This window comes from Mycobacterium sp. NGS59 (genome assembly GCF_059812345.1).
This window is the reverse complement of record NZ_JCALCN010000009.1, coordinates 58,293-81,729: the sequence shown is the minus strand read 5'-3', so window position 1 is coordinate 81,729 and position 23,437 is coordinate 58,293. Positions and strand designations below refer to the sequence as shown.

The 23,437-nt window shown below is 67.3% G+C and carries 19 protein-coding genes; 7 read left to right on the top strand and 12 right to left on the bottom strand.

Annotated features, from left to right (window positions below):
• Positions 1–10 precede the first annotated feature (10 nt).
• Both AC5Y46_RS12760 and AC5Y46_RS12755 read right to left on the bottom strand, forming a co-directional pair.
• Entirely contained in the window at positions 11–712 is a 702-nt protein-coding gene (locus tag AC5Y46_RS12760; RefSeq protein ID WP_499991415.1) for a zf-HC2 domain-containing protein, read from the bottom strand.
• Positions 713–775: 63 nt separating this feature from the next.
• Positions 776–1,585: a class I SAM-dependent methyltransferase gene (locus tag AC5Y46_RS12755; protein ID WP_499991414.1), complete on the bottom strand. Its 810-nt coding sequence runs from the start codon at positions 1,583–1,585 to the stop codon at positions 776–778.
• 97 nt (positions 1,586–1,682) lie between these two features.
• Between AC5Y46_RS12755 and AC5Y46_RS12750 the strand changes: the two genes are divergently transcribed.
• The 6 genes from AC5Y46_RS12750 (at position 1,683) to AC5Y46_RS12725 (ending at position 10,694) form a co-directional block, all read left to right on the top strand.
• On the top strand, positions 1,683–3,089 hold the full coding sequence (locus AC5Y46_RS12750; protein ID WP_499991412.1) for a PPE domain-containing protein: 1,407 nt from the start codon (positions 1,683–1,685) through the stop codon (positions 3,087–3,089).
• A 184-nt stretch (positions 3,090–3,273) separates the two neighbouring features.
• The gene (gene scoE, locus AC5Y46_RS12745) at positions 3,274–4,143 is read left to right on the top strand and encodes a (3R)-3-[(carboxymethyl)amino]fatty acid oxygenase/decarboxylase (RefSeq protein WP_499991410.1); all 870 of its coding nucleotides are present in this window, start codon (positions 3,274–3,276) and stop codon (positions 4,141–4,143) included.
• Positions 4,140–4,700, top strand: coding sequence for an FcoT family thioesterase (locus AC5Y46_RS12740; protein WP_499943837.1), 561 nt, complete (start codon positions 4,140–4,142; stop codon positions 4,698–4,700). The genes scoE and AC5Y46_RS12740 overlap by 4 nt, the downstream gene beginning before the upstream one ends.
• Positions 4,701–4,725: 25 nt before the next feature.
• Positions 4,726–6,312, top strand: a complete 1,587-nt coding sequence (gene fadD10, locus AC5Y46_RS12735) for a fatty acid--CoA ligase FadD10 (RefSeq protein ID WP_499991408.1) — start codon at positions 4,726–4,728, stop codon at positions 6,310–6,312.
• Positions 6,305–6,550, top strand: a complete 246-nt coding sequence (mmaB, locus tag AC5Y46_RS12730) for an acyl carrier protein MmaB (protein WP_499943839.1) — start codon at positions 6,305–6,307, stop codon at positions 6,548–6,550. The genes fadD10 and mmaB overlap by 8 nt, the downstream gene beginning before the upstream one ends.
• Positions 6,537–10,694, top strand: a complete 4,158-nt coding sequence (locus tag AC5Y46_RS12725) for an AMP-binding protein (protein ID WP_499991406.1) — start codon at positions 6,537–6,539, stop codon at positions 10,692–10,694. The genes mmaB and AC5Y46_RS12725 overlap by 14 nt, the downstream gene beginning before the upstream one ends.
• Here the strand turns inward: AC5Y46_RS12725 and AC5Y46_RS12720 are convergent.
• Positions 10,680–11,291, bottom strand: a complete 612-nt coding sequence (locus tag AC5Y46_RS12720; RefSeq protein ID WP_499991405.1) for a DUF5134 domain-containing protein — start codon at positions 11,289–11,291, stop codon at positions 10,680–10,682. The two genes, AC5Y46_RS12725 and AC5Y46_RS12720, sit on opposite strands and share 15 nt — an antisense overlap.
• Positions 11,292–11,352: 61 nt before the next feature.
• Here AC5Y46_RS12720 and AC5Y46_RS12715 point away from each other — a divergent pair, with 61 nt between their 5' ends.
• Entirely contained in the window at positions 11,353–13,317 is a 1,965-nt protein-coding gene (locus tag AC5Y46_RS12715; RefSeq protein WP_499991404.1) for a cytochrome c oxidase assembly protein, read from the top strand.
• Between the two features lie 8 nt (positions 13,318–13,325).
• Here AC5Y46_RS12715 and AC5Y46_RS12710 read toward each other — a convergent pair whose 3' ends face one another.
• The 9 genes from AC5Y46_RS12710 to AC5Y46_RS12670 all read right to left on the bottom strand — a co-directional run bounded on the left by AC5Y46_RS12710 (position 13,326) and on the right by AC5Y46_RS12670 (position 23,436).
• Entirely contained in the window at positions 13,326–13,544 is a 219-nt protein-coding gene (locus AC5Y46_RS12710; protein WP_499991403.1) for a heavy-metal-associated domain-containing protein, read from the bottom strand.
• Positions 13,541–15,793, bottom strand: coding sequence for a heavy metal translocating P-type ATPase (locus tag AC5Y46_RS12705; RefSeq protein WP_499991402.1), 2,253 nt, complete (start codon positions 15,791–15,793; stop codon positions 13,541–13,543). Before AC5Y46_RS12705 ends, AC5Y46_RS12710 begins: the two co-directional genes overlap by 4 nt.
• Positions 15,794–15,815: 22 nt before the next feature.
• A complete protein-coding gene (lipJ, locus tag AC5Y46_RS12700) occupies positions 15,816–17,183 on the bottom strand; it encodes a bifunctional lipase/adenylate cyclase LipJ (protein WP_499991399.1) in 1,368 nt (455 codons plus the stop codon).
• A gap of 34 nt (positions 17,184–17,217) precedes the next feature.
• Complete coding sequence (locus AC5Y46_RS12695; RefSeq protein WP_499991550.1) at positions 17,218–18,303, bottom strand: enolase C-terminal domain-like protein; 1,086 nt, start codon at positions 18,301–18,303, stop codon at positions 17,218–17,220.
• On the bottom strand, positions 18,303–19,880 hold the full coding sequence (locus tag AC5Y46_RS12690; protein WP_499991548.1) for a GMC family oxidoreductase: 1,578 nt from the start codon (positions 19,878–19,880) through the stop codon (positions 18,303–18,305). The genes AC5Y46_RS12695 and AC5Y46_RS12690 overlap by 1 nt, the downstream gene beginning before the upstream one ends.
• Positions 19,881–19,969: 89 nt before the next feature.
• Entirely contained in the window at positions 19,970–20,677 is a 708-nt protein-coding gene (locus AC5Y46_RS12685; RefSeq protein ID WP_499991397.1) for a gluconate 2-dehydrogenase subunit 3 family protein, read from the bottom strand.
• A complete protein-coding gene (locus tag AC5Y46_RS12680) occupies positions 20,677–21,132 on the bottom strand; it encodes a hypothetical protein (protein ID WP_499943848.1) in 456 nt (151 codons plus the stop codon). Before AC5Y46_RS12680 ends, AC5Y46_RS12685 begins: the two co-directional genes overlap by 1 nt.
• On the bottom strand, positions 21,129–22,928 hold the full coding sequence (locus tag AC5Y46_RS12675) for a thiamine pyrophosphate-requiring protein (protein ID WP_499943849.1): 1,800 nt from the start codon (positions 22,926–22,928) through the stop codon (positions 21,129–21,131). The genes AC5Y46_RS12680 and AC5Y46_RS12675 overlap by 4 nt, the downstream gene beginning before the upstream one ends.
• Positions 22,921–23,436: a hypothetical protein gene (locus AC5Y46_RS12670; RefSeq protein ID WP_499943850.1), complete on the bottom strand. Its 516-nt coding sequence runs from the start codon at positions 23,434–23,436 to the stop codon at positions 22,921–22,923. The genes AC5Y46_RS12675 and AC5Y46_RS12670 overlap by 8 nt, the downstream gene beginning before the upstream one ends.
• Position 23,437: the final 1 nt, after the last annotated feature.

Genomic DNA, 23,437 nt, shown 5'->3' with positions numbered 1-23,437 from the left:
GGCGCTGCGGCTAAGCGGCCCCGTCGGTCGGCCACAGATGGCCGCGTCGGCGACCACGAGATGCGTTCTGCGGCAACACGATCTCGGGCTCCGATGCGGATGCTGAGGGTACCGGTGCCGGGTCGTCGCGCCGCCACACCAGGATGGCCAGTACAGCGCCGACGAGCACTGGAAGGTGTGTCAGTATCCGCATGATCGTGACGGTCCCGGACACCGCGTCCACCATGACGTAGACGCTGAGCGCCGCGGCAAAGGCGGTCAGCACCGTCGCGAGTCCGGCCGCGGCGCGCGGCCAGAGCGCGGCGCCGAGCATCGTCACGGCCAGCGCGAGCGACCACGACGTCGACTCGTGCAGGAGATGGTTGCCCGGGCCGCTGTGATCGTGGGTGAATCCGACGCTCAGGCCCAACCCCTGCGCACCCGCCACCACCAGCTGCGTCGCACCGACCGACAACAAAGCCCAACGCCGCCAAGACAATCCGGCCCGTCGCGGACGTGGTGGCCGGTCGAGTCCGAACGGCCCGAGCGGCGTGATCACCGGACGGGACTGGACCAGCCGCCGGAGCAACTCGGCCTGTTCGCCCGCCTGCTCGAACCACGTCCGGCACGGGGCACACCCACCGAGGTGCTCGTCGACACGCGCCGTGGGCACCGGCTCGCGCTCGCCGTCGAGCCGAGCCGACAAGGCTTCGCGGGCCACCTCGCAGTCCATGCCCTTATAGTCGCGCAGTACGCGCGAATAATTCCCGCTCCGGCCGACTTTTCTCTGCAGCGGTCAGCCGAATTCGACGAGCGTCGTCGGAGCCCGCAGCCGGCGCAGCGCAGAGATCCGGTACGCCAGCGGGACCACGGACCGCAGGAGCCTGCCGCGCCCCGGTGGGGCGGGCAACTCGCGCACCGCGCGGACGCCGGGAACGGCGAGCAGCTCGGCATATTGGTTGGCGGTGAACCAGAACGGCATTGGCGGCGCCGTGTAGAACTTGCTCAGCCGGAACCCGCGGCGGCGCGAGTACACACTCAGCAGCCGCGGAATGCTGTCGAACACCAGCTGGCCGCCGGGAAAGCGTTGCGCACACGCCGCGATCAGCTCGAACACCGTTGTTCGGTCGAGGTACTGCAGCAAACCCTCGGCGGTGATCAGCACGCCTTCGCTATCGTCGACCCGGTCCATCCAGGAGTAGTCGAGGGCGGACTGGGCGCAGTAGCGCAACCGGTCCGACGCGGGCAGTAGCTGCCGGCGCAGCTGCACGATCGGCTCCAGGTCCACCGAAATCCAGCTGAGTTCACCGTTGTCGACCCGCCAGAAACTGGTCTGCAGCCCTTCGGCCAGCGCGACGACGGTCGCCCGCGGATGCCGGGACAGGAATTCCCGAGTGGCGTTGTCGAATGCCAGCGCGCGCAACGCCGTGGCTTGGTGAGTGCGGCCGAAGTGCTGGTAGTCGTAGTCGATGCTGTCACGCAGGGTGACGGCCATCGGGTCGTCGATGATGCCGTCCGGCCGCGCTGCCTCGGTGGCTCGCTGATGCAGTGTGATCAGCGCGGTCTCCGAAACCCCGGTCAGGTGGCGGCCGTCGACGACTGACATGAATCTGACTGTACTGATCGGGAACTTTGGGGCCGCTCCGCACGACTACACCACCGACGCGCATGCAAGGAGGTGAAGCCTGACCGGGCCGATATGGATGGCAATGCCTCCGGAGGTGCATTCGGCCCTGTTGAGCGCCGGGCAGGGACCGGGACCGCTGCTCGCCGCCGCAGCGCAATGGCACGAGCTCGGCATCCACTACCGCGACGCGGCCGCCGAGCTGAGCCTGCTGCTCGCCGACGTCCAGTCCGGTAGCTGGCAGGGCAGCAGCGCCGAGAAGTACGTGACGGCGCACGGCCCCTACCTGGCCTGGCTGGAGCAGGTCGCGGTCGACAGCACCGTCTTCGCCGCTCAGCACGAGACGGCGGCGGCCGCCTACACCAGCGCGCTCGCCGCGATGCCGACCTTGCCGGAGCTGACCGCCAACCACGTCGTCCACGGGGTTCTGGTGGCCACCAACTTCTTCGGCATCAACACCATTCCCATCGCCCTCAACGAGGCCGACTACACCCGGATGTGGATTCAGGCTGCCGAGACGATGGCGGCCTATCAGGTGACGACCGAAGCGGCGACGGCCGCGATGCCCGTCGCCCGGCCGGCGCCTGCCATCCGCGCCCCCGGTGATGCCGCCGCGGAGAGTTCGTCGAACGGGTTGAGCTCGATCACGCAGCTGTTCACCGAGCTGACCGAACTCATCGCCGACCCGTACGCGTACTTTCTGCAGTTCTTCCAGCAACTCGGATTCAGTCCCGCGACCACCGTCGTACTGGCCGTGATCGCGCTGCTGTTGTACGAAATCCTCTGGGTCCCTTACTACGCCTCGTATGCGCTGTTGCTGCTTCCGTTCTTCACGCCGGCTCTCAGTGCGCTGAGCGCGTTGAATGTGTTGTGGCAGTTGCTGAATGGCTGGCCGTCGGTGGGACTGCTTCCGGTCCCCGTGGTGGCCGGCGAGGCCCATCGGGGTGTCTCGGAGACTCCTGTCGCGGTGGCGCCGGTCCCCTCGATCGTTACCGGTATGGGAGCGCAGGTGGCCAGTCCCGCGCCCGCCGCGACCGCCCCGGCGCCATCCGTCGGCACCGCTTCGGCGCCCGGAATCGGTTACGCCGTCATGGGTTTCGCGCCCCCGGGGGTCAGCTCAGGGCCGAAGGTCGGCGCGAAGTCGCCGGACACCGTGGCTGACGGGATCGAGGCCGCGGCGGCGGCGCGGGTGACTCCGGCCCGCCTCCGGGACCGTCGGCAACGACGGGCCAGCACCGGTGTGCGCGGCTACCGGGACGAATTCCTCGACGCCACCATGGACGGGCCAATCCCCGACGACAGCGACACGGAACCGTCCTACACCGCCAGCGGGCACGGGTCCGGCCCACTCGGCTTCGCCGGCACCGTACCGACCGCTGCGAGCGTCCCGTCCGGACTGGTCGGGCAGATGGGCGAGGGCGTAGCGGTGCCGTTGCTTCCAGCGACGTGGCCCGATGACGCTCACACCGCGCCGGGGCGGCGCTGATGCTCCAAGAATCCGCCAAGAATCTGTTGAGAATCCTCGGAGTGATCGATGGCAGTCTCAATTTTCATCGGAAGCCAACGGGGGCGGAAGTGAAATCACTCGAACGTTATCCAGGAGGTCGATTCCCGCTGACTGAGGAAACCGAAACACAACGTTCTGTTCGACAATCGACAAAGGAAACCAAATGACGCTCAACGTCAAAGGCGAGGGACTCGGTGCACAGGTCACCGGACTCGATCCCTCGAATTTGGAACACCTCACCACCGAAGAACTGCGAGAGATCGTCTACACGCACAAGCTCGTCGTTCTCAAAGATGTGCACCCGACTCCGGAGCAGTTCATTCAGCTCGGTCGGCTGGTGGGAGAAATCGTGCCCTATTACGAGCCGGTCTACCATCACAAAGACCATCACGAGATCTTCGTTTCGTCCACCGAGCAGGGTCAAGGAGTACCGAAAACCGGCGCTTTCTGGCACATCGACTACATGTTCATGCCGGAGCCGTTCGCCTTCTCGATGGTGCTCCCGCTCACGGTGCCCGGACACGACCGCGGCACCTACTTCATCGACCTGAACCGGGTCTGGGATTCGTTGCCGGCCGCCAAGCAGGACCCGGTGCGCGGCACGTTCAGCACTCATGATCCACGGCGCCACATCAAGATTCGTCCCAGTGACGTCTACAAGCCCATCGGGGAAGTGTGGGACGAGATCAACCGGACCACGCCGCCGATCAAGTGGCCGACGGTGATCAGGCACCCGCACACCGGGCAGGAGATTCTCTACATCTGCGCGACAGGGACCACCAAGATCGAGGACACAGAGGGGAATGTCCTCGACCCGGCGATATTGCAAGAACTAATGGAGGCGACCGGTCAACTCGACACCGAATACAAATCGCCTTTCATTCACACCCAGCACTACGAGGTCGGCGACATCATTTTGTGGGACAACCGTGTTCTCATGCACCGTGCAAAGCACGGTACCGCCGCAGGCCATTTGACCACCCACCGGCTGACCATGTTGGACGGCCTTATCACACCAGGATATGCAGTATGACTACCATCACGTTATCTCCGTACACCCAACCGGTTGAATTCACCGACATCGGCGACACCGCGCCGATCGAAGAGCACCTGCTCGCTCGGGTCCTGGAACCCTATGCCTACAAAGGCTGCCGCTATTTGAAGGACGCGAGTTACAAAGCGACCGCCGATTCGGTACTCGCATACGGGAACTTCAGTATCAGCGACCCCGCCTACATTCGCAGCACCGGGCATTTCAATGCCGTCGAACTCATCATCTGCTTCAACCAACTCGCCTACAGCGCTTTCGCGCCGGCCATTCTCAACGAAGAGATCCCGGTGCTGCGAGGCTGGTCGATCGCCGACTATTTCGATCTGCAGTTGCCCAGCATGCTGATCAAGAACACCTCGTCGCGGTTCAAGAGGATCATCCACGCGCAGAAGTTCTCCGCACGCTTGCTGTGCCAGAATTTCAAGGTCATGGAACGGTCGATGCGCTATCTGTCGGTCCCCTGCACCATCGAGTTCTGGGACGAGTTCGGCGGTGCTGCGACTGCTGAGGTCGAGCTGGCCGCACTCAACATTCCGTAAGTTCGGCAGGAGAGCACTTCACGTCATGTCTCAGTTACCAAACACCGTGCTGGAGCGGGTTTTTCAGCAGGCCCGACAGCGGCCCGGGGCCATTGCCCTGCGCCGCTGCGACGGCAGCAGCTCGCTCCGGTACGGCGAACTCGTCACCGAAGTGGATCGGCTGGCCGCGGCTCTTCGCGCGCAGTCGATTTCGCGCGGATCGCGGGTGCTCGTCATTTCCGACAACGGACCCGAGACCTACCTGTCGGTGTTGGCTTGCGCCAGGCTCGGTGCGATTGCGGTGATGGCCGACGGCAACCTGCCGCCGGCGACGATCGAACGGTTCGGCCAGATCACCACGCCGGGCGCGATTCTCGTCGCGCCCGGAAGCCGGATCGCGGCTTCGGCGCTACCGGCGGGCCTGCAGTCGATACCGGCGACGAGGGTCGACGTCAGCGCCGGCGTGACGGGCGCCGACGAACTGACCGAGGCCGGCGACGGCGCCCAAGACGCCGAGGACCCGCTGGCGATGATCTTCACCAGCGGAACGACCGGCGAGCCCAAGGCCGTGCTGCTGGCCAATCGCACCTTCTTCGCCATCCCGGACATCCTGCGCGAAACCGGATTGGACTGGGTCAGCTGGGTGGACGGGGAGACGACCTATTCCCCGCTGCCCGCAACGCACATCGGCGGGCTGTGGTGGATCTTCACCTGCCTGATGCGCGGCGGCGCGTGTGTCACCGGCGGGGAGAACACGACCTCCCTGATGGAGATCCTGAACACCAACGAGGTTGCGACCACCTGCCTGGTGCCCACCCTGCTGTCCAAACTGGTCGCCGAACTGAAGTCCAGCGACGGCAAGATTCCGTCGCTGCGCCTGGTCGGCTACGGCGGGTCCCGGGCGATCGCGGCCGACGTGCGCTTCATCGAGGCCACTGGCGTCCGCACCGCACAGGTCTACGGTCTGAGCGAAACAGGTTGCACCGCATTATGTCTGCCCACCGATGACGGGTCGATCGCCAAGATCGAGGCGGGCGCGGTGGGCCGTCCGTACCCCGGCGTCGAGTTCTATCTGGCCGGCCCGGACGGCGCTACCCCGACCGCCCCGGACGCTGCGCCGTCGGCCTCCTTCGGCACCCTGTGGATCAAGTCGCCGGCAAACATGTTGGGGTACTGGAACAATCCCGAACGCACCAGCGAGGTGCTTGTCGACGGCTGGGTCAACACCGGTGATCTGCTCGAGCGCCACGAGGACGGCTTCTTCTACATCAAGGGAAGGTCGTTGGAGATGTTCATCTCCGGTGGCGTGAACGTCGCGCCCGACGAGGTGGACCGGATCGCCGAAGGTGTGCCCGGCGTGCGGGAGGCCGCCTGCTACGAGATCCCGGACGCCGAATTCGGGGCACTGGTCGGCCTCGCCGTCGTTCCCTCGACCGACCTGGACGAACCCGGGGGCCGCAAACTCAAGCAAGCGATTGCCGCGCACTTCCGCGAGCAGTCGGAGTCGGCGGCGCGGCCGGCCGCCATCGTGATCGTCACCGAAATCCCGCGCACCCAGTCCGGCAAGGTCATGCGTGCCTCGCTGGCGGCCACGGTGAGCGGCGACAGAGTAGGAGTGAGTGCTCGTGGTTGAGACGACGAGGGAACGAATCCTGGCCGCTGTCTGCGACGTGTTGTACATCGACGAAACCGACCTGATGGATGGCGACGCCACCGATCTCAGAGATCTCGGTCTGGACTCCGTGCGGTTCGTCTTGCTGATGAAGAAGCTCGGCGTGGACCGGGAATCCGATCTGCCGTCCCGATTGGCCGAGAACCTGTCGATCGCGGGCTGGGTCCGGGAGCTGGAGTACTCGAGTGAGCCGGCTTGAAAACGGTTGTGCTGACGCGGTTCCGCTGAGCCGATCACAACGCAACCTCTACAACGGGGTGGTGCAGGACGGCGACCCGACGCTGTACCTGATCGGGAAGCAATACCGCTTCCGCCCGCTCCCACTGCCCCGTTTCATGACCGCCCTGCAGGCCTCGGTGCTGGAGAACCCGGTGCAACTGTGCGTCCTGGAACCGGGTGACGACTATCCGGAACTGGTGGCGCGGTTGTCATTCGACGACATCGTGCGGGTGCGTTCGGGTGAGGGTGATCATGCCGAGGAGGAGCTGACGCGCGAGTGGTCCGCCGGCATCCTCGGTGTGCCGCTGGTGCGCTACACCGTCTGGACCGACGAGCACGGCGACGTGACCGGCATGGACGTCCACTCCCACCACATCGTCGTCGACGGCGGCGCCACCGGAATCGTCGAGGCGGACCTGGCGCGGCATCTCGCGGCCGGAGATGAAGTCGAAGTGCCCAGTGTCGCAACGGGTGTGGCCCGACTGGCCCGAGCGCACCGACGCGAAGACGCCAAGGTCGAAGAGTCGCTGCAGCGAGTCGCGGGTGCCGTACAGCGCGAGCTCGCCGACGAAGCGCGATTGGGCGCACCCGGTCAGACCGCCCAGAGCACCCCGGGCTCCGCCGCCAGAGGTGTCCTGCGGGAATCGGTGACGATCTCCGGCGACGCCTTCGAGGCGATCCTGGCCCTGGCGGAGGACAAGCAGGTCCCGCTCAATGTGCTGGTGGCAACGGCGGCCACGGCAGTGCACGCAAGCCTGCGGCAGAGTACCGAGTGCCTGCTGGTCCATGCCGTGGACAACCGGTTCGGCGACCCGGAACTGAATGTCGCGACCTGCCTGGTCAATTCGCTGGCGCACTCCGTCCGATTTCCTCCCTTCGCGTCGGTACAGGACGTGGTTCGCGCCCTCGACCGGGGTTATGTCAAGGCGGTCCGACGTCGATGGCTGCGTGAAGAACACTTCCGCCGTATGTATTTGGCGATCAACCGGACCTCGCACGTCGAGGCGTTGACGCTCAACTTCATCCGCGAGGCGTGCGCGCCGGCCCTGCGCCCGTTCCTGTCCGAGGCACCGACAGCGACGGCAATCGGTCCCGTCGAGGGCATGACCGTGGCGAGCGTGCTGGACGAAGAGCGGCGCACCCTCGACCTCGCCATCTGGGACCGGGCGGATCTGCCTGAGACCAAGACACCGATAGCGGCACGGATCGCCACGGCGCTGGAATCGATGGCGACCCGATGGGAGCAGCCGATCGCCACGATCGCCGACGAATGGTTGGCGGCGGGCCCGGACGGGGCGCTCACTCGGGACGGTGGGGTGATGCGGACGCCTCCGCCGCCGGTGCCGGCCTGGTTCGTGGGCGCCGGCGTCGCCGACATCCTGCAGACCCGGCCGTTCGTGCACCGCTGGGTTGTGTGGCTGGCGCAGAACGGCGGTGCACCCGGTGCGGTGCTGGTCTTCACCGACGACGACGGTGACAAGACGATCGATCTGATGATCGCCTGTCACCTGGCCGGTTTCGCGTACAGCGTCTGCGACCGCCCCGACGACGTTGCGGTGCGGGTGACCGCAATCGGCGAGCACGGTGCTGATCTGACCGCGCACGCCCTCGACGTCACTGCGGCAGACCTTCCCGCGGTCCTCGACGATGCGCTCCGCGACCTCGCCGACGCGCGTATCGCGCAGGTGACCGCCGACGAGTCCCTCGCCGGCCAAACCGCTTACATCATGCCGACATCGGGGTCCACCGGGCAGCCGAAGCTGGTCCGGGTGTCGCACGGCTCGCTCGCGCTGTTCTGCCACGCGGCCGGCAGCGCCTACGGGTGGGGAGCGCAGGACACCATCCTGCAGTGCGCTCCGTTGACGTCCGACATCAGCGTCGAGGAAATTTACGGCGCCGCCCTGTGCGGCTCGCGGCTTGTCCGGACCACCGCCATGAAAACAGGCGACTTCGGCGCTCTGACAAAGGAACTCGGCGTCACCGGTGCGACGGTCGTCGACCTGCCGACCGCCGTTTGGCACCTGCTGTGTGAGGACGGCGACGCGATCGCGGAGATGCGCCGCTCCGATCTCCGGCAGATCGTCGTCGGCGGTGAAGCCATCCGCCCCGGCGCCGTCGACAAGTGGATCGAATCGGGAGCGGCACAACGGATCTCACTCGTCTCGAGCTACGGGCCGACCGAGACAACCGTCGTCGCCACGTATGTGCCGGGTATTTGCGACCAGGCACGCGCCCGGCTCAGGGTGGGTCGTCCCATCGTGCCGGGCAGCGTGTTCGTTGCCTTCGGTGAAATCGTCATCCTCGGCGACCTGGTCTCCGCGGGCTACCTCGGCACCGACGACCGCGCCTTCGGTACCGTGACCGCCGGCGACGGTTCGACATACCGCGCGTTCGCCACCGCCGACCGGGTAACCGTTGACGCCGAAGGCTTTCCGATCTTCTCCGGACGCAAAGACGCCGTGGTCAAGATCTCCGGCAGGCGTGTCGACATCGCGGAAGTGACCAGGCGCATCGCCGAAGACCCCGCAGTGTCCGACGTCGCCGTCGAGTTGCACAATGGCGGCCTCGGCGTGTGGTTCGAGACGGCGCGGACCCGGGAAGGCGTCGAGGACGCCGCGGCGGCCACCCGCATCAGGCTGATCCTGGTGAGCTCGGGAGTGTCCTCGTTCTTCGTCGTCGGGGTGCCCAACGTTCCCCGCAAGCCCAACGGCAAGGTGGACAGCGACACCTTACGGACCCTGCCGCAGTTCGTGGAGACGGAGCTCGACGACGCCGATACCGATGACCGGGCCGCCGCGCTCGCTCAGATCTGGAGCCGCCGACTCGGCACGGCGCTGCGCGCGGACTCGTCACTGCTGGGCGAGGGAATCGGCTCCCTGGACCTCATCCGGATCCTGCCGGACAGCCGAAAGTTCTTGCGGCGCCAGGTCACCATCTTCGATCTGATCAGTGCCGACACCGCCGCCAACCTGGTCGCCGACGTCGCGTCCACCGGTGGATGGATGGACGCCGACACCGCCGCCGAAATACAGCGCGACCTCGACGCGCTTTCGCGGCAACTGCCAGCGGGGGACGGCCGGCGAACCGACGCGGACGGCGCGATCGTCGTGTTGGGCGCGTCGGGAATACTGGGCACCGGCTTCGCCGCGGCGATACTGGACCTGAAGCGATCCGGAGTTCGGTCTCCCGACGTCGTCTTGGCGACCAGGTCGGCACTGCCTGAAGAGGGGCCGTGGGGTGCGCTGCGATCCACCGACGGGGTACGGATCGAACGACTTTCGGCCGACTTCGGTGCACCAGAGCTGGATGCGTTGCTGCGCGACACCGCCGCCGGGACCGTCATCAACTGCATCGGCAACACCAACGTGCTCGTCCCGTATCGCGAACTACGCACGGCCAACGTGGATTTGGTCTCCGCGCTGGTGGAGGCGTGTGTCGAGCACGGTGCGAGGCTGGTGCATCTGTCGACCTTCGTCGTCGATGCGGAAGTCACCGCGCCCCGAGTCACCGATCCCCGCTGCGCACCGTATCCGTATGCGGCGTCCAAGTCGCTCGCGGAGCTGATCGTCGCCGGCGCCCCACCTGCATTGGACTTCAGCATCGTGCGCCTTCCCCGGGTGCTCGGCGAGGACTACCAGCTGCGCGACTCCGCCGACGTCCTGGTGTCGGTCGTCGACGCCTGCCGCGCGGTGCAGGCCTATCCCGCATTGACTTTGACCGAAGAGGTGACCACCGGCCACGGCGCGGCGAGCGCGATCCTGGGCATCGTGCCGGAGCTGGGCGGGGCCCCAGAGTTAGGGCGGAACATCACCGTATTGCGCGGTGAGACAATGGAATACACGAAGTTGCTCGACGAGTTCGCGCTTGAAGAACTCGACGTCGCCGAGTGGAAACACCGGTTGGACCACAGCGACTGGGCGCGCCGGAATCCGCGCAGATGGTCGGTGGTGGATGGCTGGGTGAGCCTGGGCATGACCGTCGGCGCACGCACGTACGCGGAGTTCCTGGCGGACTACCCGACGATTCCGCTCGGGATCGAACCCGTCGCAGAACTCAACGCGCCGGCACAGCCGATTTCGAGCGTGCTCGCGCACGGATGTGACTCGACGTCAACCCTGCACTGACAGCGCGGCGAACACGATCGCCATGCCGGCCGCCGTCGTCGCCTGCACGACGCTGGCTAACCGCTTGCGGCGCAGGCGCGTTCCCCGGCGGCGCCGCAGCGTGAGGAACCGGTAACCCCAGACGCAGGCGGCAACCACGAAGACCGCAACCCATATCCAGTTCGCAATGCCGACCCAGCCCACGGGTGCCAAGCTTGCGGGTTCGGCCATCTCCATTCCCGGCATCGAGACATCCGGTGCCGCGTGCGGATTACTCGGAGTCAGGTGGCCACCCATTACCGCATACATCCACGCCATCGCCAGCATCTTCACCGCGTGATAGCTCCGCAACAGCCGGGTCGCTATCGCGCGGGCGGCGAGGACGGCCGTCATCACGAACCACCCGGCGGCCGCCAGGAAGAAGAGTTCGGCCGGCGTCGCGGGCAGCTGCAGGCCCTGCGGCCACGCCATCACCACCATCGCGACCGCCATCGCGAGATGCAGTGCGAGGCCGATCTTCGCGGTCCAGGATCGCCGGTCGGTGGCGACCGCGACACCCACCGCGCTCAGCAGGAACAGGGCGGTGACCGCCCAGCGCAACGGCAGGTCCTCGATCATTCCCCGCAGACTATGCGGTCGCACCGACGAACCGGCGAAAGTGCCGCCGTAAGCTGCAGGGGTGGAGACCGACGAGCTGAGCGCAGCCGCGACGTCGCCCGCGCGAGGGTTTCGCGGGCGGACCGCGTTGTTGCTCGGTGTGGTCGTGACCGTCGCAGTCGCAGTCGCCGGCTATGGACTGATCGCGGGGCCGCGGCACTATGCCGCCGCCGGAAATGGGTTCCCCGGCGCCTTCGTCAGCGCCGCCGAGCCGCTCGGGTACTTCGTCGCGTCGATGCTGGGCGCCTTGTGTCTGGGCGCGTTGCTATTGGTCGCCATGACGTCGCGGCCAGCACCGGACGGGCTGCTGGATCCGGCGGCATTCCGGATTCATCTTGTGGCCGAACGGGTTTCACTCTGGTGGCCGGTGACCGCCGCACTGATGGTGGTCGTGCAGGCCGCGCATGACACGGGCGCGCGGCCAGACGTGCTGTTGGGCAGGGGCATGCTGCTCGACGCCGTCGGCCTCTCCGAAGCGGCACGGGCCTGGATCGTCGTGCTGGTCTGCTCGGTGCCGGTCGCGATCACCCTGCGTTTCAGCACCCGGTGGCTCAGTCACGTCGTGCTGTTGATACCCACGGTGCTCGCCGTCGTCGCGACCGCGGTGACCGGCAACGCGGGGCAGGGTCCCGATCACGACTACGCGACCAGCGCGGCCATCGTCTTCGCGGTCGCGCTGGCCGCGTTGACCGGACTGGCTGCGGTGGCGGCGCTGCTCGGCGTGCCGCCCACGCGTCGGGTGCTGGTGCTGCGGGTTGTCTGCGGCGCGCTGGTCCTGGCGTACGGGATGGTCCTGCTGTACCTGCTGATCCCCGGTTGGGTCCTGGACTCCGAGTTCGCCCGTCTGGGTCTCGTGGCCGCCGTCCTGGTGGCGTTGGTGTGGTCGGCGGACTTGGGAAGCTGCCTGCGGTCGCAGCGACACGTGGTCGACGGCGCGGTCTCAGGACTGGTCATGACGGTGGTCGTGGCAGCGGTCTCGCTGATGGCCGTACAGACCGCGCCCCGGTTGCTGACGCACGACTTCACCGGCTGGGACGTTTTTCTGGGTTACCAACTGACGCGGCCGCCGTCCGTCCTGGGCGTGCTGAGCTTCTGGCGTTTCGACGGACTGATCGGCACGGCCGGTGTCGTGCTGGCGATCGCGTACACGGCCGGCTTCCTCGGGTTGCGCCGCCAGGGCAACTCGTGGCCGGTCGGTCGGCTGGTGGCGTGGCTGAGTGGTTGTGCCGCTTTGGTTTTCACCAGCAGTTCGGGGCTGCGGGCGTACGGGTCGGCGATGTTCAGTATCCACATGGCCGAACACATGATCTTGAACATGTTCATCCCGGTGTTGCTGGTGCTGGGCGGCCCGGTGACGCTGGCGCTGCGAGTGCTGCGGCCGGCCGGCGACGGCAGGCCGCCGGGGCCGCGGGAATGGCTGACCTGGTTGTTGCACTCCCGAGTGACGAAGTTCTTCTCCCACCCCGTCGTGGCCTTCCTGCTTTTCGTGGGCTCGCCCTACGTCGTCTACTTCACGCCGCTGTTCGACACACTGGTCCGTTACCACTGGGGCCACGAGTTCATGGCGGTCCATTTCCTGTTGGTCGGCTATCTCTTCTACTGGGCGATCATCGGCATCGATCCCGGACCGCGCCGACTGCCCTACCCGGGGCGCATCGGTTTGCTGTTCGCGGTCATGCCGTTCCACGCGTTCTTCGGGATCGCGTTGATGACGATGACGTCGCCGGTCGGCGAAATGTTCTACCGGTCGGTGAATCTGCCGTGGCTGTCCGACCTACTGGCCGATCAGCACCTCGGTGGGGGAATCGCTTGGAGCCTCACCGAAGTGCCGGTGGTCATCGTCATCGTCGCGCTGGTGACGCAGTGGGCCCGGCAGGACCGTAAGGTGGCGAATCGCGCCGACCGCCACGCCGACAGCGACTATGCCGACGACGATCTGGCGGCCTACAACGCGATGCTGCGCGAGTTGGCGCGGATGCGGCGCTAACCGCGGCGCTAGCCCAGCACGGTGAAGTTGCCCTCGCCCCTCAGCGCCGCCTGAACCTGTTCCCGGGTGAGCTCGACATCGGTCGAAATGCGTACTGCGGACGTGCCTTCGGAGTTCAGATCGACGCTGACCGCGCTCACCGGCCGCAACGCCGTCAGCGCGGTGGTGACGGTTTGTACGCAACCCTGGCAGTGCAGTCCGTCGACCGAGAATGTCTGTTCAGTCATGGTGAATAATCATACTGACGGCCAAAGTTACGCAGCCGCAGGCTGTTTGACACGACGAAGAACGACGAGAACGCCATCGCGGCGCCCGCGATCAGCGGATTGAGCAGGCCGGCGGCAGCCACCGGGATGGCCGCGACGTTGTAGCCGAACGCCCAGATCATGTTCAACCGGATGGTCCGCAACGTGGCGCGCGCCAGGTCCAGCGACTGCGGAACGATGCCGAGATCGTCGCGCACCAAAATGATGTCGGCCGCGCCGATCGCGACGTCGGTACCCCGTCCGATGGCCAATCCCAGATCGGCACAAGCCAAAGCCGGACCGTCGTTGATGCCGTCGCCGACCATCGCGACGGTCTTGCCTTGCTCGCGCAGTCGCTCGATCACGTCGACCTTGCCCTGCGGCAGCACCTCGGCGACCACGGTGTCGATGCCGACCCGGGCGGCAATCGACTCGGCCGCCGCTTTGTTGTCGCCGGTGAGCAACACCGTGTGCAGCCCGCGCCGGTGCAACGCGGCTACCGCATCGGCCGCTGAGTCCTTGACGGTGTCCGAAATCGACAGCGCCGCGCACACCGTGCCGTCGACCGAGACGAAAACGACTGTCCCACCGCGTGACTCGCCGTCCAGCCGCGCGGACTCCAGCGCGTCGTCGCACGGTGACGTCCGGGTGATCCAGGACGGCTTACCCACTTCGACCCGGCGACCGTCCACGATGCCTGAAACGCCACAGCCGGGAATCGCGACGAAATCCTTGACCGGCAACGGATTCGGCGAAGCGGCCACGATCGCCGCCGCGATCGCATGCTCCGAGGCGGCTTCCACGGCCGATGCCAGCGCCAACACGTCGTCGCGACCGAACCCCTCGACAGTCGTCACGGAACCCACCGTCAGCCGCCCGACCGTCAAGGTGCCGGTCTTGTCGAACACCACCGTGTCGACGCCGCGGACGGTCTCCAGTGCGCGGTGACCCTTGATGAAGATCCCGAGTTGGGCGCCCCGCCCGGACGCCACCATCATCGCCGTCGGGGTCGCCAGACCCAGCGCGCAGGGACACGCGATCACCAACACGCCGAGCAGCACCGAGAAGGCGCGGTCCGGCCCGGCGCCCGCGGCCAGCCAGGCCGCCCCGGCCACCAGCGCGATCGCGAACACCACCGGGACGAACACCGCTGCAATGCGGTCGGCGAGGCGCTGGGCGCCCGCCTTCTCCGCTTGCGCTTCCTCGACCAGCCGGACCATCGCGGCGAACTGGGTGTCGGCGCCGACCGCGGTCGCCTCGATGATCAGCCGGCCGTCGAGGACGACGGTGCCACCGACCACGGCTGCTTCCGGATACGCGCGCACCGGTTTGGCTTCCCCGGTCATCGCGCTGGTGTCGACGGCCGCGGTCCCCTCGACGACGACACCGTCCGCGGCGATGGTCTGTCCCGGTCGGGTCACGAAGCGCTGCCGCTTCTTGAGTTCCGCGGCGGGGATCACCAGCTCGGCCCCGTCGGGCAGCAGGACCGTGACGTTCTTGGCACCCAACGCCGCCAGGGCACGCAGCGCGCTGCCCGCCTTGGACTTGGCACGCGCCTCGAAATACCGTCCCGCCAGCACGAACACCGTGACGCCGGCGGCGACCTCGAGGTAGATCGCGTCGCTGTGCAGAATCGCCTGCCAGATCCCGTGCGTTTCCCGCGGCGGTGTCGGCCGAAACACCGTCGCCAACGACCACACCGTGGCGGCCACGATGCCGACCGAGATCAACGTCTCCATCGAGGCCGTCCGGTGCCGCGCGTTGCGCAGCGCGACGGAGTGGAACGGCCACGCCGCCCAGGTCACGATCGGTGCCGCCAGCGCGGCCAGCACGAATCCCCAGCCGGGGAACCGGGCGCTGGGCACGATCGCCAACATGCTGGACAGGTCGGCCAGCGGCACGAACAGCACCGCGGCGATCAGCAGCCGCCGCAGCAGGCCGCGCGCGTGGGCGGCGTCCGGGTCGACCGCGTCTGTGTCCGGGACGGCGGATTCGTCGTGCGGGGCCGCCCGATAACCGGCTTCCTGCACCGCCGCACAGAGGTCATCGTCCGCGACGTCGACAGCGTCGACGGTGGCGACGCGGGTGGCGAAGTTCACCGAGGCGCGCACCCCGGGGATCTTGTTGAGCTTGGTCTCGACCCGGGCGGCGCACGCCGCACAGGACATGCCGGACACGTCGAGCCGGACCCGACGCGCCCGCGCAGAGTCCTGCACAACGGGAGTCGCCATCCACGCCAGCGTACAAGCGCAGTCAGGACGTGACCGGCGCGTGCTCACGGGTGAGCGCGCACAGCCGCCACTGGCCGGGAACCCCCTTGAGCGCACGTTCGCTGTGCTCGGTGAAGCGGTGCCGCGAGCCGGTCACGATGTCACGCACCGTCGAGGAGACCAGCACCTCGCTGGGGCCGGCCAGCCCGGCGACCCGGGCCGCGATGTGCACCGCCATACCGGCGACGTCGGAGCCCCGCACCTCGACCTCGCCGGCGTGAATGCCGACCCGAATCTCGATGCCCAGCACGCGGACGGCGTCCACGAGGGCGTCGCAGCACGCGAGCGAGGCGCTCGGACTGGTGAAGGTCGCGACGAATCCGTCTCCGGCGGTGTTGACTTCCCGACCGCCGAACCGCTGGATCTCGTGCCGGACGATGGTGTCGTGGTTGTCCAGCAGGTCGCGCCAGCGGTTGTCACCGAGCAGGGCCGCGCGTTCGGTCGAGCCGACGATGTCGGTGAACACGATCGTGGTCAGCACCCGTTCGGCGTCCCCGCCGCGCCGCACCCCGGTGACGAACTCCTCGATCTCGTCGAGCATCGGCGCCATGTCGCCGACCCAGTACAGCGTGTCGTTGCCGGGTAGTTCGACGAGGCGCGCTCCGGTGATGTGCTCGGCGAGGTAGTGCCCGTGCTGGACCGGGGAGAAGCTGCGGTTGTCGCGGTGCAGGATCAGCGTCGGTGCGGTGATCCGCGACAGGGTGTCGCGCACGTCGGAGTGCCGCACTGCTTCGATGATGGCCCGGGCCATGCTGGGGGACGCGGCGCGGTTACCGGCCATGTCCCACCACGCCCGGAACGCGGCGTCGTCGGCGACGCTCGGCGCGATGATGCGCAGGATGTCGAAACCGCGCTCCACGGCGTCCGGTTCGATCGCGATCGTGGTGAACGGATCGCTGGCTTCCAGCTCGGCACCGATCGGGTAATCCTGGCCGCGCAGCGTGCGCGCGGCGCCGTTGATGCACACCAGGCTGCTCACCCGCTCGGGATAGTCGGCGGCCAGAACCAGTCCCGTCATCGAGGTGAACCCCGGGGCCAGGATCGTCGCGCGCTCGCAACCGACGGCGTTCATGACGGCGATCGCATCGTGGGCCCAGTGCTTCGGTCCGATCGTGTCCAGCGACGACAACCGGGACGACAGCCCGATGCCGCGCTGGTCGTAGCGGATCACCCGGGCGAACGAGGCCAGTCGCCGGTGAAAGCGGTACATCGACGGTTCGGAGTCGACCGTGTCGATCGGGATGGACGGCCCAGGCAGGACCAGCAGGTCGATCGGTCCGTCACCGAACACCTGGTAGGCGATGTCGCCCTCGCTGCAGCTGGCATAGCGAGTGCGGGGAACCTGCGCCACGGCTACAGGCTAATGACCGGTACCAGGCCCGATGTCAGCGCCCGACACGATACCGGCCGGCGGCGTCGGCAAGCGTCAGTCCGTGACCGGGGCCGGCGGTGTTGGCGATCAGGGCGCCGTCGGCCGCGGCGGGCACCCCGTCGAACAGCAGTTGTTCCAGCCGCACATGGTCGACGAAGTATTCGAGGTGGCGCAGGTTGGCGACGGCCGCTGCCACCGGGGTGTGCAACGCCGGAGCGCAATGCCCGGAGACTTGCAGGTTGTACGACGCGGCGACGGCTGCGGCGGCCATCCAACCGGTGTAGCCGCCGCAGCGGGTGGCGTCGAGTTGCAGGCAGTCCACCACGGGCGCGAGACGACGGGCTTCGAAGAGATCAGACACGTATTCGCCGGCCGCGACGTCGCAGCACAAGACGTGGCGCAGGACGTCGAGACCGGCGGTGTCGTCGCTGCTCACCGGTTCCTCGAACCAGACCACGCCGAGATCGTCGAGGGCAGCCCCGACCCGGCGCGCCTGACCGACGGTGTAGCCGCCGTTGGCGTCGACCATCAGCGCCACTCCGCTGCCGGCCAGGTCGCGCAGCTGCCGTACCCGTTCCAGGTCGCGAGTGACGGCGGATCCCCAGCCCTGTCCGATCTTGATCTTCATCGCGGTGCATCCGGCCAAACGCCAGTCCTGCACCTGTTCGGCGAGTTGAGCTTCGTCGAGTGTGGTGAAACCTCCCGAGCCGTAGATCGGGATCGCGCAGCGGGCCTGGCCCAGCAGCGCGGTCAGTGGCTCGTCGCGCAGTCTCGCCTTCAGATCCCACAGCGCCACATCGACGGCGCTGATGGCCTGCATGACCAGACCACGGGTGCCGAAATTGCGGCAACTGCGCCGCATCGCCTCCCAGGCGCCGGTGATGTCGTCGGGATTGCCGCCGGTCACCACCTTCGACAGCTGTTCGGAGATGACGGCGGCCCCGGCCGCCGAACCGTACGTCCAGCCCAGTCCCGAGGTCTGGCCGGCATGTACGTGCACGACGACGGCGGTGGTGGCGTCCCACTCGAACGTTCCGTCAGCCTCGGGCACCGGGGTGTCCACGGTGTAAACGGCGACGTCGATGCCGTCGATCCGGATCACGCGAGCGACCTCTCCCACCGGTCCGCCCGGCCTCGGGCGTGCTCGGACATCAGGTCGGCGGCACGCGCGGCCAGCGCCATGACGGTCAGCGCCGGGTTCGCGGAGCCCTGTGTGGGCATGGTGCTGCCGTCGACCACATAGAGGCGATCGACGCCGAACACGCGATGCTGCCCATCCACCACCCCCTGCTCGGCGCGGGCGGCCATCCGGGCACCACCCACGAGGTGGGCGTAGCGCTCGATGGTGATGACTTCCTGTGCACCCGCTGCGCGCAGGATGTCTTCCATGACCGAGGTGGCGGCCTTGATGAGTTGTCTGTCGTTGTCGCACTGGGAGTAGGCGAAGTGCGCCACCGGAAGGCCGTGGCGGTCGGTTTCGTCGGCCAGCGTGACCCGGTTGCCGGCCTGGGGCAGCAGTTCGCACAGCGCGCCCAGGGTGGCCCAGTGGATGTAGTCGCGCATGTATTCGCGCAAGGTGGTACCCCAGTGCCCTTGGGCGGCAACATGTTCGGACCAGGTAATCGGCAACGGGCTGACGGTTTGAATGGCCCAGCCCCGGTGGTACGGTTTGCTCGGATCGGTCTCGTAGAACTCCTCGGTGCTGACCTCGGGCGGTGGCGCCTTGTACATGCGTATCTCGTCGTCGAAGCGCCCGGCGACCTGAGGCGCACCCTGCACCATCAGGTAGCGGCCGAGCTGATCGTGTTCGTTGCCCAGCCCCTGCGGGTAGCGGTTGGTGGCCGAAAGAAGCAGCAGCCGTGGCGTTTCTATCGAATAGCCGGCGACGACGACGGCAGCGGCCCGTTGCCGGCGCACCACGCCGGCGTGGAAGTACTCGACGCCGGTGGCGCGACCGGTGCGGTCGTCGACGAGTATCCGCGACACATGGCAGTCGGGCCGGATCTCGGCGCCGTGGGCCAGCGCGTCGGGAATGTGAGTGATCAGCGGGCTGGCCTTGGCGTTGACTTTGCAGCCCTGCAAGCAGAATCCGCGATAGATGCAGTGCGGCCGGTTCCCGAAGCGGCCGTTGGGGATCGCCACCGGACCCACCCGCGTCGGGATACCCAGTGCGGCGGCGCCTTTGCGAAACACCCCGCCGTTGCCGCTGACCGGGTGCGGCCGGTGCGGATAGGTGTGCGGGTCGCCCCACGGCCAATCCTGCCCGGCGACCGGCAATTCGGCTTCGATCTGTTCGTAGTAGGGACGCAACGTGGCGTAGTCGATGGGCCAGTCAGCGCCCACCCCGTCGGCGCTGTAGGTGTGGAAATCCGAGGGGTGGAAGCGCGGCGTGTAGCCGGCGAAGTGCACCATCGATCCACCGACCCCGCGCCCGGAGTTGTTGGAGCCCAACGGAACCGGATCCTCGCCGCCGATCTGGCGGGGTTCGGACCAGAACAGCACATGCGAGCCGCGCTCGTCGCTTACCCAGTCGGTGTCCGGATCCCAGAACGGGCCGGCGTCCAGCACCACGGTGCTCCAGCCCGCCCGGGCCAGTCGCTGCGCCAGTGTGCCGCCCCCGGCGCCGGCCCCCACGATGACGACGTCGACCTCGTCGTCCTCGGGGTATCGGCGCATATCGGCGCGCAGCCGGTGATTGGTTCGCGAACCGTCATTGGGGATGAGCCAGGCGGATTCGTTGCGCGCCCGGACGGCGCGGTAGTCACTCACGCCGGACTCCGGCCGGACAGGTCGTCGTCGGCCTTGCGGGCGCGCTCCACCCGTTCGGCGAACGGCGCCGGGTCGGACTCGTCGTGATCGGCGACCTCCCATTTCTCCCGGGTGTTGATTCCTGGATTGAGATAACCGCGCGGGTAAGCCGGTCCGCTGAAACCGATCTCGTTCCACGCCCACGGATGCGAATAGAACGCGGTGGTGGCGTATCGCGTCCACAGGCTCCAGACGTGGTTGGCGGCGAAACCGTGCCAGGATTCGCCGCTCTCGGCCAGATCTTGCACATCCTGCAGCAGCCGCGCCTGGTCAGGCTCGCCGAGTTCGGCGTACCCGACGCCGTGCCGCGTGTGCGCGTCCTGGTCGAGGTGCGCCAGTGTGTCGCGCCAGGCCTGGCCGTCTTCGGGCATGTCGTCGTAGTGCCAACCGTCGGTCTCCGCCGTGGCCAGCCGGGTGTCGATCAGTGAAACCACCGGCACCCGCGGGTCGCGGTCCTGAGCAAGCAGCCGATCCAGCATCGGTGTAGCGATCCCGACTTCGTGAGTGGTGAAGAACGCCAACATGTTCGGCAGCGCCAGGCGCGCCAACACCACACCGGCCGTCACGTCATCCCACACGTGCGCCTGATCGAGCACGTCGAAGCCGGGGAACCGGCCTCGGCCCTGCGGGGTGATCGCGTGCTGGGTGGGAGGACGGAACGGCATCAGCGGTTCCCCTTGTCCGATAGCGGGCCCGGCAGGTCCTCCCGCCGCAGCACCGCTGCCAGCAGACCCATCGCACCGACCAGGGAGGCCAGCAGCGGCGCGAAGGCCGGCGGGCCGGACTCCATGTTGTATTTCGTGAAGCCGCCGGGCCGCTGCACGATTCCGCGCCAGTGCAGATACGTGCCCTGCACCCCGTTCACCACGATCGCCGCGCTGGCCGCCGGCAGCACGGTTTTGGCCGCCCGCCGGGAGAAGAACCCCGCCACTCCGGCTGGTATCGCGGTGGGCAGCACCACGACCGGCCACCACATCATCTTGTTGCCGAAGCTGGCGCCGTCATGGGACAGGTAGATCTCGCCCGCGGTGACGGCCGCACCCGCCGCAGTCAATGCCGAAAGCGTGCGTTCGAACCGGCCGGTCCGAATGTCGTGCACTGCTTCGTCGATCAACTTCATGATCGGTCCTCCTTCTCGCCCGGCAGATATTGCTGCACCTTCTGCTTGACCCCCTGTTTGATGAATCCGGCGGCGTCCTCGTCGCCACCGAGCACCGACTTGGCCAGCGACTTGGCCTGCTCGAAAGTGGCGTGCGGGGGGATGGGTGGAACGTCGGGATCACAGCGCACATCCAGCACCGTCGGCCGGTCGGCGGCCAGCGCACGCTCCCACGCCGGGCCCAATTGCCCGGCCTGGTCGATGTTTTCGCCGTGCAGACTCAGGCTGCGCGCAAACCCGGCGTAGTCCACATCCGGAAGTGATTGCGACGCTTCGAATTTCGGCGAGTTCTCCATCGCGCGCATCTCCCAGGTGACCTGGTTGAGATCGTTGTTGTGCAGGACCGCGATGATCAGCCTCGGATCGGTCCACTGCCGCCAGTACTTCGCGATGGTGATCAGCTCGGCCATGCCGTTCATCTGCATCGCACCGTCACCGACGAAGGCGATGCTGGGGCGGTCGGGATGTGCCCACTTGGCGCCGATCACGTACGGCACCCCAGGGCCCATGGTGGCCAACGTGCCCGACAGCGATCCCCGCACTCCCGCAGTGAACTTCAGGTGGCGCGCATACCAGTTCGCCGCCGACCCGGAGTCAGCCGCGATGATGGCGTTGGACGGCATCCGCGTCGACAGTTCGTAGAAGATCCGCATCGGGTTGAGCGGGTCGGCGTCGGTCATCGCGCGGCGCTGCGCGGTGTTCCACCACTTGTCGACGTACTTCTCGATCTTCTCCCGCCAGCTGCGGTCAGACTTGCGTTGCAGTAGCGGAATCAGTGCCTGCAGTGTGGCTTTGGCGTCGCCGACCACGTTGAGTTCATACGGGTAACGCATGCCGATCCACTTGCCGGACCGATCTATCTGGACCGCCCGGGCCTGGTCGAGTTTCGGCAGGAACTGGGTGTAGGGGAAGTTGGACCCGACGGTGAGCAGCGTGTCGCAACCCATCATCAGATGCCAGCTGGCCGTCGTCCCGAGCAGCCCGATCGATCCCGTCACCCAGGGCAGGTCATCGGGCAATACGTCCTTGCCCAGCAACGCCTTTGCGGCACCGGCGCCGAGCAGGTCGGCAACCTCGGTCAACTCCTCGACGCATCCGCGTGCCCCCTGACCGACCAGCACCGCCACCCGCTCACCGGCGTTGAGCAGATCAGCCGCCGCACGGACCGCAGAGTCGTCTGCCGCGACCCGCGCCGGGCTGATTCCGAGGCTGGACGGAACCTGCTTGAACGCGTGCCCGGGCGGTTCATATTTCAGTTCGAAGACGTCGGACGGGACGATGATGCAGGTCGGGCAGCCTTCGCTCAACGCGATCCGGATGGCCCGGTCGATCAGGTTCGGCAATTGCTGTGGCACTGTGCACATTTGGACGTACTCATGGCACACATCCTTGAACAGGCTGATCAGATCGATCTCCTGCTGATAGGAACCGCCCATCGCCGAACGCTCGGTCTGCCCGACGATGGCGACCACCGGTACGTGGTCGAGCTTGGCGTCGTAGAGCCCGTTGAGCAGGTGCACGGCACCGGGGCCGCTGGTGGCCACGCATACTCCGAAGCCACCGGAGAACTTGGCGAACCCGACCGCCTGGAACGCGGCCATCTCCTCGTGACGGGCCTGCACGAACTGAGGTTTGTCCCCAGCCCGTTGCCACGCCGCGAGCAGACCGTTGATGCCGTCTCCGGGAAAGCCGAATACCTGTTTAACATCCCACTCCCGGAGTCGGGACAACAACACATCGCCAACGGTTTCAGACACTGTTCATCACTCTCCTGCTAGCCGGAATATCAAGGGATTGGGGTCGACCGACAGCACTGGCCGCCGGGCGGGCACAGGCCGATAGCCGGCGCCCGCCGGGCAACCGCGGCAGGATCGCTGCCGCGAGCCGGTCACGACCACGCTGTCGGACCGGTGGCGATGTGTCGGTCGCCAGATCGTGTGCGCCGAAGGCCGCCCACGCCGCGGCCACGGCGGCGTCGGTGAGTGCGGCCCGCGCCCGGTACCGGTCGGCAGCGGCCAGACCCAACGCGGTCAGCGAATGAACCGAGTCCACCCAGGTACCGGCGGCGACGAGTTCGGGGCTGGGACGGATGCCTGAGATGGCGGCCTGAAGCAGATGACGTGCGCCCAGGATTCGGGCGACGACGACGGCCTTCCGGTCGACTCGCACCCGGTGAATCCAGCCCAACACGAATTCCGGGGCAACCAGAAGCGCGGCGCCCCAAGCACTTCGGAGTACCTCGTTGTATCGCAACGGTGCGGTCATC